Here is a 16,184-nt window from a genome sequence, read left to right on the forward strand (position 1 = left end):
TAAAGGAGAGCAGACTATGAAAAGAGCAAAAACTCCTATTATTTTTATCCCAGGTCTTTTCGGTTCAATGAGTAATATTATTATTCCTAGTACCGGTAATTGGAACTTTGGGCTTTCTGCGTTTGTTTATGAGCCATTCATTATGATGCTAGAAAGTATGGGCTATGAACGAAATAAAAACTTGTTTATCTGTTTTTATGACTGGCGCCAGCGTATTGCTGTTTCTACTCAAAAATATTTATTAAAAACAATTGCTTATGTTAAAAAATTTACAGGGTGCGACAAACTAAATTTAGTTTGTCATAGTATGGGTGGACTTCTTGCACGTTCTTACGTTCAAAGTGAAGAATATGAAAATGAAAATGATGTGGAGCAACTTATTATACTCTGTACACCAAACGCTGGATCTCCCCCAATTATAGTTATTGGACTGGAGGTACTCTCCCAGTACATACATCTTCTAAAATAAATATCGTTCATTTTTATATGGAACAATACATTCACTACGTAAGCACCTTACACAAAATGAATAAAGTTGAAGCGATACACCGTTACTTTCCAGGATTACAAGATGTTATTCCTTGTAAAGATTACGGAAATTATTTATTTATAAGATCCGGCTCTTCTATTACATTTCTTCCTTATAACAAGATGAAAACGAAAAATCCTTTCCTCGATACATTAAATGCAAATAGATTTATTATACAGAAAAGAAATATTGAAACTACACTCATTGCAGGAGATGGAGTAGAAACGATTCAATATTTACAAGTCGTCCCTTCACATTCAAAACTAGAATGGACAGAGGGAAAAGTCGTCGGTGATATACTTACAAAACATGGTGACGGTAACGCTGTTCTACATAGCGTTTTTCTTCTAGAAGGAAATAAATATGTTGTGCATGCTTCACATAACGAAGTGCTCTACAAAAGCATTCCTATATTACAAAAGATACTTTAAATTACGAATACAAAAAAGGTGTGGCATTGCGCCACACCTTTTCATTAAATGAAGTTCCTCGCATCATTATTTCTTCCAAACTTATAAATAGCAATTAAGAAGAATGCTATCGCGAAAGCGAATAAAATTAAAATATTTAAATACAACTCAGAAAATGGAATGCCTTGCTGTAGTTTTGAAATCGTATCTAGTAACCAACGCTGCGGAAGGAAATCAGCTACTTTTTGTACTGCTTTCGGCATAATGTCGTACGGGAAATAACATCCAGCAAGTAAACATGTTGGTACTATTACTATATTTTGCATTGCATTTGAAGCAGTTGAACTTTTTGAAAAAGACACAATGACTAACGATAAACCAATTGCAATTAAAGCGAATATCATAAGCACACCAATCATAACTATGAAAGGCATATTTATAGTTGTGTGAAAAACATTCGTCATAAAGAATACTGCAATTACAATTTGTACTGTTAATATCATCATATTTACTGCGACATTAGATAATATAAATTTCTTTCCGTCAATCGGCGTTGATAATAATCTAAAATACGTTCTGTTCTCTTTTTCTTTTAAAATAAATCCTGATAAGTTCACTGCTGAAAATAACATAAACATAATAAGATAACCCATCGTTTGATTTGTCATATCTTTATTTTTTGAAGTATCTTCAAGTGTCTCAGACTTTACTTTAAATGAACTTTTTTGATAACCAGCGTACATACTATTAAACGTACTTTGATCGGCCCCTGCCACTTTACTAATCGCAGCGATGTTATCAACATAGTTATATAAATACGATTTTATAAATCCTGTTACTTGATCGCCTTTAATCGATGAAATCTCAATATAACTCGGTTTCCCTTCTCGAACACTTTCAGAAAAACCAGACTGTAATGTAATAACACCATCAAGTTTTTTTGAAGTGAGTTTATCTTCCACTTCAGATTCCTTAATTTTACTAACATTTACATGATTGAGTCCTTCTAAAAATTTCACTGTATCATTTGCGATAGGTTGATTTTCTTTATTTATAACCCCAATATTTAACGTTCCTTGCCCTACATTCCCATATATCGAAAAGGAAATGAGCGTTCCTATTATCGGCAAGCTAATAATAATGAGTAACCCCTTTTTATTTTTCAGAAGCACAGATAACGTTTTTTGTATGAGCCATAAAATATCTTTCATACTATAGCCCCTCCCGTCTACGTAATGCAATAATCGCAATTAATAAAAAGAGTGCTGAAATTCCGAGGTTTAAAAATATTACTGGCAGTGCCGCCCCTATGTCATTTGCATAAATAATTTTCATAATGGCTGTGTTGGCCCACGTTAATGGCGATAAATTCGTAACGACATTTTCTTCCACTACGAAATACGCACCACCAAAAATAGAAGCTAATTGCACAACAACCATAATAATTGCTCTAGATGCCTCACCTGTTTTTGTAATAAATCCGATTCCTAAACCGAAGCTAATTGCTAGAAAGACTTCTGTTAGTAAAATAATAAATATGATTCCAATATGGTCGCCCCAATTCGCTTGAAAAACAAATTTACTAAATAAAACGACGAGTAATAGACAAAGTGCATTCGCTACAAGACTACCGAGCACTTTCCCAACGAAAATCTCAGCTTTACTTATAGGTGCTGCAATTAAACGATCTCCTGTTTTACGTATTCGTTCTCCTCGAATTAAAAAACTCGCCCCCATTGCAGCGTACAGTGCAATCATCGTCGTCATTACAACCGCATAGTAATCCATAGAACCTGGTTTTTTAGCAGCTTGTAAAGATGTTTCTTTAATATAATCATTATGATTTCCGTTTGAAATAACTGCGCTAACCTTACTCGGATCTACTTTTGCAACTTCGGCCGCTACGTTGTACTTATCAACAAATGTTGTAAGCATGCCTTCCACAATACTTCCCTCAATACTACTTTTGTCACTTCCGTAAAATTTTGCACCATCTTTATTTAACTCTACATAAGCAGCATATTTATTTTGCTTCACTTCTTCTTTCCCATCTATACCTTCGGAAACTTTTTTAAAATGAATACCTGATTTATCGACTTCTTTCGTAAACGCTTCAAACGATTGAGAAAACGTGCTACTCGCTTCATCTTTATATAGCACTTGTATATCCTTAATCGCTTGACTATCGCTATTAAATGCGTTACTTAACGCTGTTCCTAATACAAGCATAAGCACAATCGGAAATGCTAACATAAAAACTAAAGTTCTTACGTCCCTGAAATCTCTTTTAATGTGCATCACTGCAATGTTAAAGATGTTCAATTGATGAACCTCCCTTTACCTTTTCTTCATTTACCTTTATTTATCTCGTAAGTTTCTTCCAGTTAACGTAAGAAATACTGTTTCTAAGTTTGGAGCCTGCTCCTCTAACGAACGAATTTCAATGTCATGATTAATGAAATGCTGAATAATTTTATTTAAATTATTTAATCCTGCATCCGAGTTTACCTTGATTACGTTCTCTTCAATTTGAACAGCTTTCACACCATTTATCTCTTTTAAATTTTCTACATCTAAGTTTTCTATTGACTTTACTTCAATCCAAATATCTTTCGTATCTGTAATAATCGCTTTTAACTGTTCTTTCGTTCCTTCTGCAATTACTTTACCGTGATCGACAATTGCTATTTTCGTACAAATCTCTTCTACTTCTTCCATGTAGTGACTCGTATAAATAATCGTACTTCCCATTTCATTTAATTTTCGGACAGACTGAAGAATGTAGTTCCTTGACTGCGGATCAATTCCAACTGTCGGTTCATCCATAATAATTAACTTCGGTCTATGAGCGATTGCACAAGCGATATTCAGTCTTCGTTTCATCCCGCCAGAAAAGTTTTTCGGATAACTTTTATGTTTATCACTAAGGCCTACAAATTGAAGTGCTTCCTCTACTCTCGCTTTTAGCTCGGCTCCTCGTAATCCATACAATCCAGCAAAGAATTTCACATTTTCATAGGCAGTTAACTCTTCATAAATCGCAATATCTTGCGGAACGATACCGATATTCATTTTCGCAAATCGATTATGTTTCTTTATATTTTTTCCTAGTATGCTAATTTCACCTTCATTACTTCTTAACAAACCAGCAATCATATTAATCGTTGTACTCTTACCAGCACCATTTGATCCTAAAAAGCCAAATATCTCTCCTTCTTTAATAGATAAAGACATATTATCTACTGCGATGAAGTCACCAAATTTTTTCGTTAAATTTTTAATTTCCAATGTGTTCATCATTTCACCCCTATTTCGGTTTCTCTGCTTTTATTATAAACAAAAAGAATGAACCTGCTCAGTGCAGAAGTTCACCCTTTTCACATGAGATTATTCACTTTTTTCATATGAGATGATTCATCCCTCATATCGGCAACAACATCGTTACTGAAAAACCACTTGTTCCATCTACAATAATTTTTCCGTTTACAGACGCTGTTCGCTCCTCCATCCCCATAATACCGAGGCCTTTCTTAACAAGAGCTGCACCTTTACCATTATCCTTCACTTGTACTTTCACCATCTTGTTCAGTACATGAATATCGATTGAAATGACTGTCGCATCAGCATATTTCATCGCATTTGTTAACGCCTCTGTAACGTTTTCACCGATAATTTTCCACTGAATGGGAGAAATCATATCTAAGTTACCTTTATAAACGAAAGGAATATTCATATCATGCTTACCGGCAAATTCCTCTATGAATAATTTCATACGATGAATGCCAATTTGCTCAGTTGATGGCTTCATATTTTTTAATGTAATCCGAATGCTTTCAATTCCATCTTTTGAAATATGAATGGCATTTTGTAATAATTCCGCAGATTTTTCTTTATCTATTTCCATTAATCTCTTTGCTGCTTCCATTTGAATTAGTGCACCTGTCATTGAGTGACCGATTTTATCATGAATTTCTTGAGATAGTCGATTTCTTTCCTCTAATTTAAATGTGTATTCAGATTGCCTTATGTAATCTTTATTTTCATTTAAGCTTTTCGTAAGTCTTTGTATGTCTTTTCTCATTTTATCATTTTGCATTTCTAGTTTTAATAATCGTGCTATATAGCGGTGAGCTATCGTTAAGGAAAAAAACAAAATGCACTAATAAGTCCATACGTCATTTGAATACCTTCACCTATAAAAATAATAGGAAGAATCATAATGAAAAAGATTAACCATTTCTTTTTTATGTAATAATTTGCAATTTCATATAAGTTCAAAGGTAAAAACAAAATAAAAAACGGGTGAACCTTCCATGTAAATAACATAACTACGCCAATTGACACACAAGTTAATACGTTTTTGTACGTATCTTTTTTAAATATAGAGATCAACACATTGACAGAAAGATATAAAAGCAAAGTAAGTATAATCCACGGTAAGTTCGTAACATTTAAATGAATGTAGCTAAACACTATATATAAAAAGACAATAAGTTTACTTACAGTTAACCAAAATTCCATAACATTAATCTACTTTCCCTGTTAAGTAATAAATCGCAATTTGCGTGCGATGTTCTAGTCCAGTTTTCCCCAAAACTGATGTAATATAATTTGCAATTGTTCCTTCAGATATGAAAAGTTGCTTCGAAATTTCTTTATTTGAGAAACCTTTCGCAATTAATGCGATAATACTAAGCTCTCTTTCTGTAAAAAGACTCTTATCAATTTTAGATTCTTCCTCTTTACTTTCCATTAAATTAGACTTAATTTTATCAAGCACTACATCTTGCATAACAGTTTGACCGTTATAAACTCCTTTTATCGCATCACGAATACGCTCCGGATCATTATTTTTTAATAAATAACCTTTCGCTCCGTTTTTTACTGCGTCCAAAATATATTCATCATCATCAAATGTCGTTAAAATGAGAGGCTTCGTTTTTGTCTCTTCACAAATTAACTTCGTCGCCTCTACCCCGTTCATGTTTGGCATACGAACATCTAAAAGCGCGATATCAACTTCATACTTTTTACAATACGCTACAGCTTCTTTTCCATCATTTACAGTATCTAATACTTCAAACTCTTCATATGTATTTAAAATAATTTTCATACCTTCTCTAATAAAAGAATTATCATCGGCTATTAATATTTTAATTTTCATGTTTGTTAGTATGGACCTTATCCTACTAACATTCACATCCTTTCTCCATGTAGCATTTCCTCTTTGCTCATTATATACTTCTCTTTACCATTTTTTCACACCTTTTTCATATAGCCCTCCTGCTAAAAATATATTATTCTTTTTTTATAACATGTGTAGGGTGACTTATCATTTCTTACGTCTATATAATAGAATGCGTCAAAAAGGAGGGAGAGACCGATTGAGGAAAAACAATTAGTTGCAAAAGCACAGCAAGGAAGCGAACATGCTTTTCGTATCCTTGTACAAACATATCGTCATTATATTTTTCAAGTTATCTTTTCTATTTTAAGACATGAAGAAGATGCTAAAGATGTTACACAAGAAGTATTCGTAAAAATTCACGCCTCTCTCCCAAATTATCAATTTCGCGGATTAAAAACGTGGATGGCACGTATTGCCACCAATCACGCTATTGATTATAAGAGAAAAAAAGCTAGAGAAAACGAAGAACTCTCCTTATGTAAAGAAACTGCGGAAAATATAAAATCCTCTCATAATATTGAGGCTTTATTATTGACGAAAGAGCAAAAATTACTCATTGCTCAAAAACTGCGAGAACTTCCCGACAATTACCGTGACGTCGTTCTCGCACATTACTTAGAAGAAAAAAGTTATCAAGAAATTGCTTTGCAAGAAAATATTGAAGTGAAAACAGTCGAAATGAAACTGTATCGGGCAAGAAAATGGATTAAAAAACATTGGAAGGAGGAAGAGTTTCTATGATGCATTATTCAAAAGAAGATTGGCGCAATTATACATTAGATGTTATATCAAACAATGAACGTGAATCTATGGAAGAACATCTTTATGAATGTGATCATTGTTTAGCAATTTATATGGAAAGTATTGATGAACAACATGAAAACCTTCCAATGATAAATGGTGATTCATTTACGAACGAAGTTATGACGCAAATTAATTTTGAAACACTACAATCTAATGAAAATATAAAAACAAACTCACTAAAGCGCACAATTATTCACTACATAATTGCGACTGCGGCTACAATTATTTTTATGGTAAGTGGTTTATTCCAGTATATTTTCACAGCGACATCAAATTTCGAGAAATCCTCAAAACATAACGAGTCTTCTATCTCACAACAAATTGTAAACAAATCGGTAGACACATCAAAAAAGGACGGAGGTTCAAAGCATGAATAAAAATCCCTTTTTAGCACTTGTATTAGGGCTAATTCCTGGGCTTGGACATTTATATTTAAAGAAATTTGGACGATTTATTTTATATAGCGGAGGGGCTTTATTTCTATTTATCTTTGCAGCATTTTGTACAATAGCATTAGGAGCGCGTGATATTGCTTTTCTTTCTCTATTTTTACTAGTCGTGTTATGGGCAATCAATTTATTAGATTTAGTTATCACTATTATTAATCAATCGAAAAAACAAGCAGCCGGAGAATTTACAGAGTCCCCTAAAGAGAGCGAACGATTTTATATCATTCTCCTATCAATTATCCCTGGACTTGGCCATTTCCAATTAGGACTTATGCAGCGAGGACTTACATTTTTAGTAGCTTGTACAGGAATAGGAAGTATGATTATATTCGTTGCACTCTTAACATCTCAAGAAAGTTTCCTTATCTTCCTTATTACGCTACCTGTTTTATGGATTTATAACTTCTTTGATGTTGTTCAACAACTACAGAAAAAAGAACGCGGAGAGCAACTAGATGACCGTACTATTTTCGAAGAGTTTGAAGAGCACCGAGAACAAGGAAAGAAAAATAAAACATTCGCTTCCATTTTAGCAATGTTTCCTGGAGCAGGACATATGTATTTAGGCTTACAGCGCCGTGGTCTTCAGCTTATGGCAGCCTTTTTACTATCTATTTATTTGCTCGACTTATTAAGACTTTCTGCGTTTTTATTTTTAGTACCAATCATTTGGTTTTATAGCTTTTTTGACACATTACAGCAAACAGCCAAATACGGAAAAGAACGCGTACATGACGAACCTATCATCGACTATTTTATAAATCATCAAAGATGGATCGGTATCGGTTTAATTACACTCGGTGGTTATTATTTATTAGATCAAACAGTCCTTCCTATTTTGAATGATTATTTTGTAACTATATTTAACATTCATATTAGTGAACTATATTATCGCTATTTCCAAACATCTATCGTTGCTCTCCTTTTAATTGGTGGCGGCTTTAAATTGTTACTTGGAAATAAAGAAAACAAAGGTGGTACAAACGAATGAGAACATGGCGCGTTGGAACATTCTCAATGGGGCTTTCCATTATTACATTAGGTTGTTTCTTACTATTTTCAGTTATGAAAGGCACTCAAGTATTGGATACATTAACAGCATGGTGGCCTGTTTTACTTATCATACTTGGCGCTGAAATTTTACTATACCTTCTATTTTCTAAGAAGGAACAATCATTTATTAAATATGATATTTTTAGTATTTTCTTTATCGGAGTTTTAGGAAGTGTTGGAATTGCTTTTTACTGTTTATTATCAACTGGATTACTAGAAGAAGTTCGTCATTCTATTAACACAACTAGGCAAACGAGTAATATTCCAGACGGACAACTTGATATACCTGAATCTATCAAAAAAATCGTAGTGGATGCGGGACATCACCCTCTAACAATAGAAGGAAACAACACAAATCAAGTTCATCTTCTTGGAACATATGAAATGACGACGAAAGCAAATGAAAAACTCAATTTAAAACAAGAGGATTTCCTTTCAGTTCAAACAGCTGGAGAAACGATGTATATAACTTTAAAATCATTACCGGTTCAGCATACGTTATTTAACTCAACACCACAGGTGAAACAAACACTCGTTCTTCCGCAAAATAAAAATGTAGAGATCCGCGCTTCAAATAACGAACTATCTCTTTATCCAGGTCAATTACAAAATAATTGGTTTGTACAAGAAAGTTCAAATGTATCTGTTCATTTAGTAAAAGAAAGTGATGTATCTTTAATCGCCATAACAAACAAAAAAGAAACTCACGGGAACACACCTTGGGAACAAGTAGAAGATTTAACGAAAAAAGAAAATAATTCTTCAGAAGAAAATCCAGAATTAAATGGGCAAGAACATTGGTATAAAAACTCGATAAAAACAGGAAATGGGACGTACAAATTAAATATCGAGAAAGCTTATAATATAAATATGAGTGTTATCGAAAAATAAGAAACCTTCCACAATTGTGGAAGGTTTTTCTCATATAATCGCTTTTATTCCTTCTAAAATTAATCCAATCATAAAACCACAAACAGCCCCGTTCACACGAATCCACTGCAAATCTTTACCGACATTATTTTCAATCATTTCGATTAATGTTTTATCATCTAACTTATCAAGGTTTTCTTGCACAAGCTTTCCAATTTTCGAATGATTCTTTTCAACAATAGTAACAACTTGTTTTTGTAACCAATCTTCTATTTTTTGAACAATCAGTTCGTCTGCTTTTATTTTATTCATTTGTGTTTGTAAGAATGGAACAACATATTTATCAACAAATTCTTCATTCTTCACAAAGGTAACTGCCCTACTCTGTACTTGCTCTAGCATTTCTTTTATTTTGTCTGTAGCATCCCAATTTGCAATCCATTTTTCTTTCCAATTCTCTAATTCCTGTAATAAAGATTCATTTTCTTTTACATTTATAATCTCTTGACGAATTTTCGCTAATATAAGTTGTCTTGTGCTATTATCTGCATCTTGTAAGCTGTTAATATTGCTAATGATAAACTTCTGCAAAATGCCGCCGATTTTATCCTCATCAACAATATTCATAAACGATTTCAAAGTAAACTGTAGGAATCCATCTACTTTTATGTTTTCCATCGCCTTCATGCCTAAGCTTCCGAGCTGATAACGTGCTTCATCTTGAGCTGTCCAATCTTTCACTTTTACTAATATGTAATCAAGTGTTTTTTCATCATATTCTTGCACTACTAATTGATCCACGAGAACTTGTAATATGTTACTTGTGTTAATTGTATGCAAATACGTTTTTAATTCTTTTTCAATAATAACTGCTAATTTTTCCGTATCTATTTGAAGAATCGCTTTCTCAGCAATTGTTACAATTCCTTTTTTCACAGCGTCAGACTGTAACTCTTTCTCAGCAATTTGCAGTACCATTTGCGCTAGCTGCATTTCTTTTACTTTACTTGTAATACTGTCTTTCGTCAGCCATTCATTTTCTAACGTAGAAACGAGTCCCTTTGTTACCCGCTTACGATTTTTTGGTAATAATGCTGTATGTGGAATTGGGATTCCCAACGGATGACGGAATAAAGCTGTAACCGCAAACCAATCCGCAAGTCCACCAACTAACCCAGCTTCAAATCCACCTTGTATAATTTCTCCAGCTACCGTTCCTTGAAAAGGGATTGAAGCCGCAAAACCTACGCCCATAACCCCAAGCGAAATACCCGCTATATATTTAGTCTGTAATGACATCGTATACACATCCTCTTATTATGTAAAATAAAGCTTTTTGTTATTTTTATTCGATATTAGCAATCCTTTATATCTATACTATAAAGAACTAGTGCGAAAATAACAAAGAATTTTATGTACATGAAAAAAATGAGGCTGTAAATAGCCTCATTTTTATTTACACGTTAATTCCAAACCTTTCTTATAATACCCATTCATCACGTCTTCCGGAACCATACTCCCACCAGTTCCCCACACAATATGAGTACCTTTCTTCACCTTCTCTGTTAACTGTTGTTTTTGTAAATACTCATTTTCAGCTTTACATACATTCAACGGCCCTATCATACCCGCTAATGCAGAAGGCTCTAAATAAATATTTTCAGTATCAGCCAGTTCTTTTAATAATCTATATAACTCTTCATCACTTACTGTGTAATTTCCACTCAAAAATGGTTCCATCGTTTTACCGACAAATCCAGATGGTCTTCCTACTGCAAGCCCATCCGCATCAGTTACATTGTCAATCCCGATATCTTGAACGGCAATTTTATCGTGAAGCCCTGTCATTAAACCGAGTAACATACACGGAGAGTGCGTAGGCTCCGCAAAGAAACAGTGCACATTGTCTTTGTACAATAACTTTAAACCAAATGCTACTCCGCCAGGCCCGCCACCTACCCCGCACGGAAGATAAACGAATAAAGGGTGCTCTTCATCTACTACAATTTCTAACTCTTCTAATTGTTTTTGTAAACGTGACGCTGCTACTGCGTATCCTAAAAATAAATCATGCGAGTTTTCATCATCAACAAAATAACAGCTAGAATCTGCATCTGCTTGCAGTCTTCCTTCTTCTACTGCTTTACTATAATCAGCTTCATATTCAATAACGTTTACACCTTTACTTCTTAATAAATCCTTTTTCCATTCTTTTGCGTCTGCCGACATATGAACAGTCACATTGAAACCTAACTTCGCACTCATAATACCGATGCTAAGCCCTAAATTTCCAGTAGAACCTACTGCAATTGAATACTTCGCAAAAAAACCTCTAAATCTATCACTATCTAAAATTGAATAATCATCTTTCCCTGTTAACATTCCATGCTGAAGTGCCAGTTGCTCTGCATGTTTCAGCACTTCGTATATTCCGCCTCTAGCTTTTATTGATCCTGATATCGGAAGCCCACTATCACATTTTAATAGTAATTCCCCTAAAATAGGTTTCCCATAACTTTTCTCTAAAGATTGTTTCATAGAAGAGATTTTCACTAAAGGTGATTCTATAATACCGCCTGTTTCTTTCGTTTCAGGAAATACTTTCGCAATATATGGTGCAAAACGCTTTAATCTCTCTTCCGCGTCTTTTACATGTTCTTCATTAAGTGGCGAATTTTTTATTGCTGTTTCATACTTTTCCATATTCGGGTTTATCCAAAATACTTCTTCTGTTGCGATTAAGTTATTTACTAGTGGATATTGCTCTTTTAATGCCTCTATCTCCTTCATTCCTCTTCCTCCTCATATCCTTGTAGCTAGCCATATAATAAATTATAATTAAATTAATTTTAATATAGTTTAACATAAATAATTCATTTTAGTTAATTTTAATTTAATTTATTTAAATATAATTTAATAATTATTAAGGAGCATTTATTATGGAAAATATAGATATTGGTAAAAAGATTGAAAAACAAAGAAAAGAAAAAGGATTAACTAGTAAAGAATTAGCAAAGATGGCCGAAATCACACCATCAATGCTTAGTCAAATTGAACGTGGTTCTGCTAACCCTTCTATTCAAACATTAAAGGTACTTGCAAAAGCTCTTGATGTTCCAACATTTAGTTTTTTACTTGAAGAAAATAATACAGACGATTTAATTGTACGTGCTCATAAAAGAAAAAAATGATTATCGATAATTTATCATATGAATTGTTATCACCTGATTTCACAGGAAATTTAGCAACAGCAATTATGACTATCCCACCAAATACTGCTTCATCAGAAAATGTTCTAGAACATAAAGGTGAAGAATTAGCATTTGTATTAGACGGAAAAATCACATTGCACTTAAATGAAGAAGAATACACATTAGAAACTGGTGATAGCGTAAAAATACCAGCTTATTTAAAACATAAATGGGTAAATCAATTCGAGAAAAATGCGATTGTTTTATTTTCTGTTACTCCGCCGATTTTTTAATTCATATGATGATACAAAAATAGCCATGCATAGATGCTCTCCGTGCATGGCTACTTTTATTTTTTTCGTACTAACAAAATCCCTAGACTAATAACACAAAAACTGAGTATTTGCTGTATTGAAAGACCAACTAAAACCGAATTTTGTTCACTAATAAGTGAAATAATGATATGAGCAATTCCCTCGCAAATTAGAAAAAAGCTTATATTCTTTCCATTTCCTAATCTTTCATTTTTAATCCATAACAAGCCAATTATACCGAGTGCGAGTATAATCTCATACATGAAAATAGGATGATACAAAAATTTTGATTCATATATTTTCATCCCCCACGGCAGTGTCGTTTGTGCACCTACTTCTTGATGGAATATAAAATAAAAGATTATACTCACGCAAAATCCAAAAGGTAATGTATCAAGTAAAATCCGAAGAGAAAATTGCTCTTTTTTACTTTTCCAAACAATATATATACTCGCAATTACGCACCCTACTATAATATGCTGAATACTTCCTACAGCTAATAATGCTGGCATTGGCGCCCCAATGGCCCATACCGGATTTAAAATTGCCGGTGCGAATTTCCATACTAATACAATGATAAGAAAGCCATTCGTTACTGCATCCATCATTTTTTCATATTGAATATTTTGCTTTTTCATCCTTAGTTTCATTAGAGTAAATCCAAATAAACTTCCTATTATAAGAGAAACGGGTTGTAACCTCACCATCCACTCCATCACTATGAAATCCCCTCTTAATTCTCAATTATTTTCTTAAACTTCTCTTCTAATTGATCTGGAGGTAATACACCTCGTGCATGATCTACAATAATTCCATCTTTATTAACAAAAAATGTCGTTGGTAAAGAAAATACTTTATAATCTATTCCAGCTACTCCGTCCATATCTAATAGAACAGGAAATTTAAATCCGTGACGATCTGCAAATGCGCTCGCTTCTTGTACTGGATCCCCGATTGTTGCATTTACCGCAAAGATTTCAACATCCTCCTTATATTTATCATACAAACGAACTAGATCAGGAGCCTCCATTTCACATGGACCACACCATGATGCCCAAAAATTAATAACATATGGTTTTCCCTTTGCATCATTTAAAGAATAAAGCTTCCCATCTAATCCTTTTAATGTTATGTTCGGCGCTTTAAATCCCACTTGTGGTAATACTTCCTTCTCTTGTAACTCCGCTTGTTTCGCTTTTCTTTCTTTTTCTTCTTTCTTAGTATTATAAAAGTTAACTCCGGCCCAAATTAGTGCCCCAGCTAGTATAATAGCAATTAGTTTCTTCACTTTTCTTCCTCCTCATTTCTAAAATCCCGTAAATCCGCCGAATAGACGAATAAAGAACGCTGTAATTTTCGTCATTTGATTTGTATATAATAAAACCCCTGTTAAAATCATCATTCCACCGCCGATTTTCATCATGACATTGGCATAAGTAACAATCCATCTTACCTTTCCAATAAAAAATGCCATCACGAAAAACGGAACTGCAAAGCCAAGAGTATATGCCGTAATATAAAGAAGCGCACTTTCAGGATTGGTCGCCCCGAGCATAAGCACTGCAGAAAATATCGGACCAACACACGGTGTCCATCCTGCTGCATATGTCATGCCGACCAAAATTGAGCGAATATATCCTGTCGATTTACTTCTATACTGCACTTTTTTCTCTGCCATAAGCCACTTAGGCTGAAACAATCCAGTCATAAATAACCCCATCAAAACAATAAAAACCCCACCAATTTGCTGAATCAATCTTTGATTAGATGAAAAAGTAATCCCAATCCAACTCACCGATAAACCTAACGCATAAAATATAACCGAGAAACCGATCATAATAAATACTGTATGTATAATCGCTGACTTTTGCATAATCCCACGATTTTCTTTTAAATCTTGAATAGACACACCTGTAATATATGATAAATAAGATGGATATAGCGGTAAAGAACATGGTGGTATAAATGAAAGTATCCCAGCCCCTACTACTAGCCAAATTGTTAAATCCGCCGCATTCATTTTATCCCTCCTAAACACACTACAATGCGTAGTGTTAATTATTAAAAAAAGAGGCTATATGCACTCTCCGACAATAAGTACAATCGACATACAAAATAGCCCTAACGTTACATATACTGAATTTGTATGTAATGGCATATTCAGCTTAACAACTTTCTCATTCAACACTTGCTCAATTCGTAAATTAATTGCGGTTTTCGCAAACGACGCTGTAATACATTGATTTTCCATCGTCTTTATTTTAATTAACTTTAATAATGCACTACCTAGCTCAAATGAAGATTTCATTTTTTGCATCGCATATTTATCTGCTGATAGCTCTTGATATACATGATAACGCTGCAACATCCCTTTTAATATAGGAATATACATCATTCCCTCAGCTAACAATGTAAAGAAAAATAACTTTAATGGATCTCGATTTTTTTGATGATATTCCTCATGTAATACAATCGCATCAATTTCTTCCTCAGAAAATGCCTGAAACATTCCTTCTGAAATGACAATTTTCGGTCGAAATAATCCAATTGTAAATGCCGTAATCTGTAACGTTGATAATACGTACACTTGCTTTCCTTTTCTAGTAATAGACACGAGATTTCTTTTCAATCTTTTACTATAAAAAAACTGCTTCCAAATTCTTTTACTCATAATGATTACAGTAAATAACAGTAATCCGGCTATCATTATACGAAGTATTGATAGTTCCCTCATATGTTTTTGTAATTCAAATAAACAAAATTGCGAAAGGAAAAATGCTTTATTTTGAAAAAGAAATGGGTATGTAACGTAGTATACTAACATGCTTAAAAAAAGCACACTAATAGTCACTGCTAACAAAACGATTTTACGCATTTGCCACTTCATTTTATCGGTCCTCTTTTTTTAGCTGACTTAATTTCTCTTCTAATTTTTTTATTAAATATGGATCAGCTTGTTCTAACTCATCTATCATATGGTTCACAACAAGATCTCCAAATTCACCCATTAATTCCTGTGTCATTTTCTTCGTTTGATTAGATAAAAATTCTTCCTTCGTTTGTGTAGTACGATACATACCACTTCTTTTCACAATATGCTTTTCTAAATGTGCTTTCTCTACTAATCTGTTCATAACTGTCATTACAGTATTAAAATTCACCGGGGATTCTTCACTTAATTTCTGTTGCACATCTTTAATGGTAATACCCTCAGTAGCCCAAACAATCTCCATTATTTTCGCTTCAAGCGGTCCGAAAAAGTGATTTAACCCTTGCTCATTTAACTTGTAGTTTTGAGTAAACATCGTATGCCCCCTTTCACACTACAGATTGTAGTATAAAATATATAGAAGGTCAAACATAAATGATATTAACT

15 protein-coding genes and 3 pseudogenes are annotated in these 16,184 nt (G+C 33.5%); 6 read left to right on the top strand and 12 right to left on the bottom strand.

Annotated elements, in window-relative coordinates:
* Positions 1–16 precede the first annotated feature (16 nt).
* A pseudogene (locus JFU20_RS06295) lies at positions 17–960 on the top strand (esterase/lipase family protein).
* Between the two features lie 44 nt (positions 961–1,004).
* Here JFU20_RS06295 and JFU20_RS06300 read toward each other — a convergent pair.
* The 5 genes and pseudogenes from JFU20_RS06300 to JFU20_RS06320 form a co-directional block, all read right to left on the bottom strand.
* Positions 1,005–2,150, bottom strand: coding sequence for an ABC transporter permease (locus JFU20_RS06300; protein WP_002012242.1), 1,146 nt, complete (start codon positions 2,148–2,150; stop codon positions 1,005–1,007).
* Position 2,151: 1 nt separating this feature from the next.
* A complete protein-coding gene (locus tag JFU20_RS06305) occupies positions 2,152–3,261 on the bottom strand; it encodes an ABC transporter permease (protein ID WP_002166001.1) in 1,110 nt (369 codons plus the stop codon).
* A 36-nt stretch (positions 3,262–3,297) separates the two neighbouring features.
* Complete coding sequence (locus tag JFU20_RS06310) at positions 3,298–4,236, bottom strand: ABC transporter ATP-binding protein (protein WP_012260709.1); 939 nt, start codon at positions 4,234–4,236, stop codon at positions 3,298–3,300.
* Positions 4,237–4,360: 124 nt separating this feature from the next.
* A pseudogene (locus JFU20_RS06315) lies at positions 4,361–5,460 on the bottom strand (sensor histidine kinase).
* A gap of 4 nt (positions 5,461–5,464) precedes the next feature.
* Entirely contained in the window at positions 5,465–6,103 is a 639-nt protein-coding gene (locus JFU20_RS06320; protein WP_002012250.1) for a response regulator transcription factor, read from the bottom strand.
* Positions 6,104–6,427: 324 nt separating this feature from the next.
* Between JFU20_RS06320 and JFU20_RS06325 the strand changes: the two genes are divergently transcribed.
* From JFU20_RS06325 to exsE, 4 genes are read left to right on the top strand one after another with little or no spacing between them, the layout of a single operon-like run.
* Positions 6,428–6,868: an RNA polymerase sigma factor gene (locus tag JFU20_RS06325; protein ID WP_229168169.1), complete on the top strand. Its 441-nt coding sequence runs from the start codon at positions 6,428–6,430 to the stop codon at positions 6,866–6,868.
* Positions 6,865–7,308 (top strand): hypothetical protein, encoded by a 444-nt coding sequence (locus JFU20_RS06330; protein ID WP_201038481.1) that lies wholly within the window; start codon positions 6,865–6,867, stop codon positions 7,306–7,308. The genes JFU20_RS06325 and JFU20_RS06330 overlap by 4 nt, the downstream gene beginning before the upstream one ends.
* Positions 7,301–8,371 (top strand): hypothetical protein, encoded by a 1,071-nt coding sequence (locus JFU20_RS06335; RefSeq protein ID WP_201038482.1) that lies wholly within the window; start codon positions 7,301–7,303, stop codon positions 8,369–8,371. Before JFU20_RS06330 ends, JFU20_RS06335 begins: the two co-directional genes overlap by 8 nt.
* The gene (gene exsE, locus JFU20_RS06340; protein WP_002166003.1) at positions 8,368–9,324 is read left to right on the top strand and encodes an exosporium protein ExsE; all 957 of its coding nucleotides are present in this window, start codon (positions 8,368–8,370) and stop codon (positions 9,322–9,324) included. Before JFU20_RS06335 ends, exsE begins: the two co-directional genes overlap by 4 nt.
* Before the next feature lie 30 nt (positions 9,325–9,354).
* Here the strand turns inward: exsE and JFU20_RS06345 are convergent, their stop codons facing one another.
* Both JFU20_RS06345 and JFU20_RS06350 read right to left on the bottom strand, forming a co-directional pair.
* Positions 9,355–10,602: a DUF445 domain-containing protein gene (locus tag JFU20_RS06345; protein WP_131929299.1), complete on the bottom strand. Its 1,248-nt coding sequence runs from the start codon at positions 10,600–10,602 to the stop codon at positions 9,355–9,357.
* Positions 10,603–10,755: 153 nt separating this feature from the next.
* Positions 10,756–12,093: a D-serine ammonia-lyase gene (locus JFU20_RS06350; protein WP_002012258.1), complete on the bottom strand. Its 1,338-nt coding sequence runs from the start codon at positions 12,091–12,093 to the stop codon at positions 10,756–10,758.
* Positions 12,094–12,242: 149 nt separating this feature from the next.
* Between JFU20_RS06350 and JFU20_RS06355 the strand changes: the two are divergent.
* Positions 12,243–12,787: pseudogene (locus JFU20_RS06355) on the top strand (helix-turn-helix domain-containing protein).
* A gap of 56 nt (positions 12,788–12,843) precedes the next feature.
* Here the strand turns inward: JFU20_RS06355 and JFU20_RS06360 are convergent.
* The 5 genes from JFU20_RS06360 to JFU20_RS06380 are packed head-to-tail and all read right to left on the bottom strand — an operon-like array spanning position 12,844 to position 16,113.
* A complete protein-coding gene (locus tag JFU20_RS06360) occupies positions 12,844–13,524 on the bottom strand; it encodes a prolipoprotein diacylglyceryl transferase family protein (protein ID WP_201039218.1) in 681 nt (226 codons plus the stop codon).
* Between the two features lie 17 nt (positions 13,525–13,541).
* Positions 13,542–14,096 carry a TlpA family protein disulfide reductase gene (locus JFU20_RS06365; RefSeq protein WP_002031090.1) on the bottom strand — a complete coding sequence of 185 codons (555 nt, stop codon included), beginning with the start codon at positions 14,094–14,096 and terminating at the stop codon, positions 13,542–13,544.
* Positions 14,097–14,114: 18 nt separating this feature from the next.
* Positions 14,115–14,828 carry a cytochrome c biogenesis CcdA family protein gene (ccdA, locus tag JFU20_RS06370; RefSeq protein WP_201038483.1) on the bottom strand — a complete coding sequence of 238 codons (714 nt, stop codon included), beginning with the start codon at positions 14,826–14,828 and terminating at the stop codon, positions 14,115–14,117.
* A gap of 54 nt (positions 14,829–14,882) precedes the next feature.
* Positions 14,883–15,695, bottom strand: coding sequence for a M56 family metallopeptidase (locus JFU20_RS06375; RefSeq protein WP_002012264.1), 813 nt, complete (start codon positions 15,693–15,695; stop codon positions 14,883–14,885).
* A gap of 1 nt (position 15,696) precedes the next feature.
* On the bottom strand, positions 15,697–16,113 hold the full coding sequence (locus JFU20_RS06380; protein WP_201038484.1) for a BlaI/MecI/CopY family transcriptional regulator: 417 nt from the start codon (positions 16,111–16,113) through the stop codon (positions 15,697–15,699).
* Positions 16,114–16,184 lie beyond the last annotated feature (71 nt).

This window comes from Bacillus sp. TH30, from assembly GCF_016650875.1.
Taxonomy (GTDB): domain Bacteria; phylum Bacillota; class Bacilli; order Bacillales; family Bacillaceae_G; genus Bacillus_A; species Bacillus_A mycoides.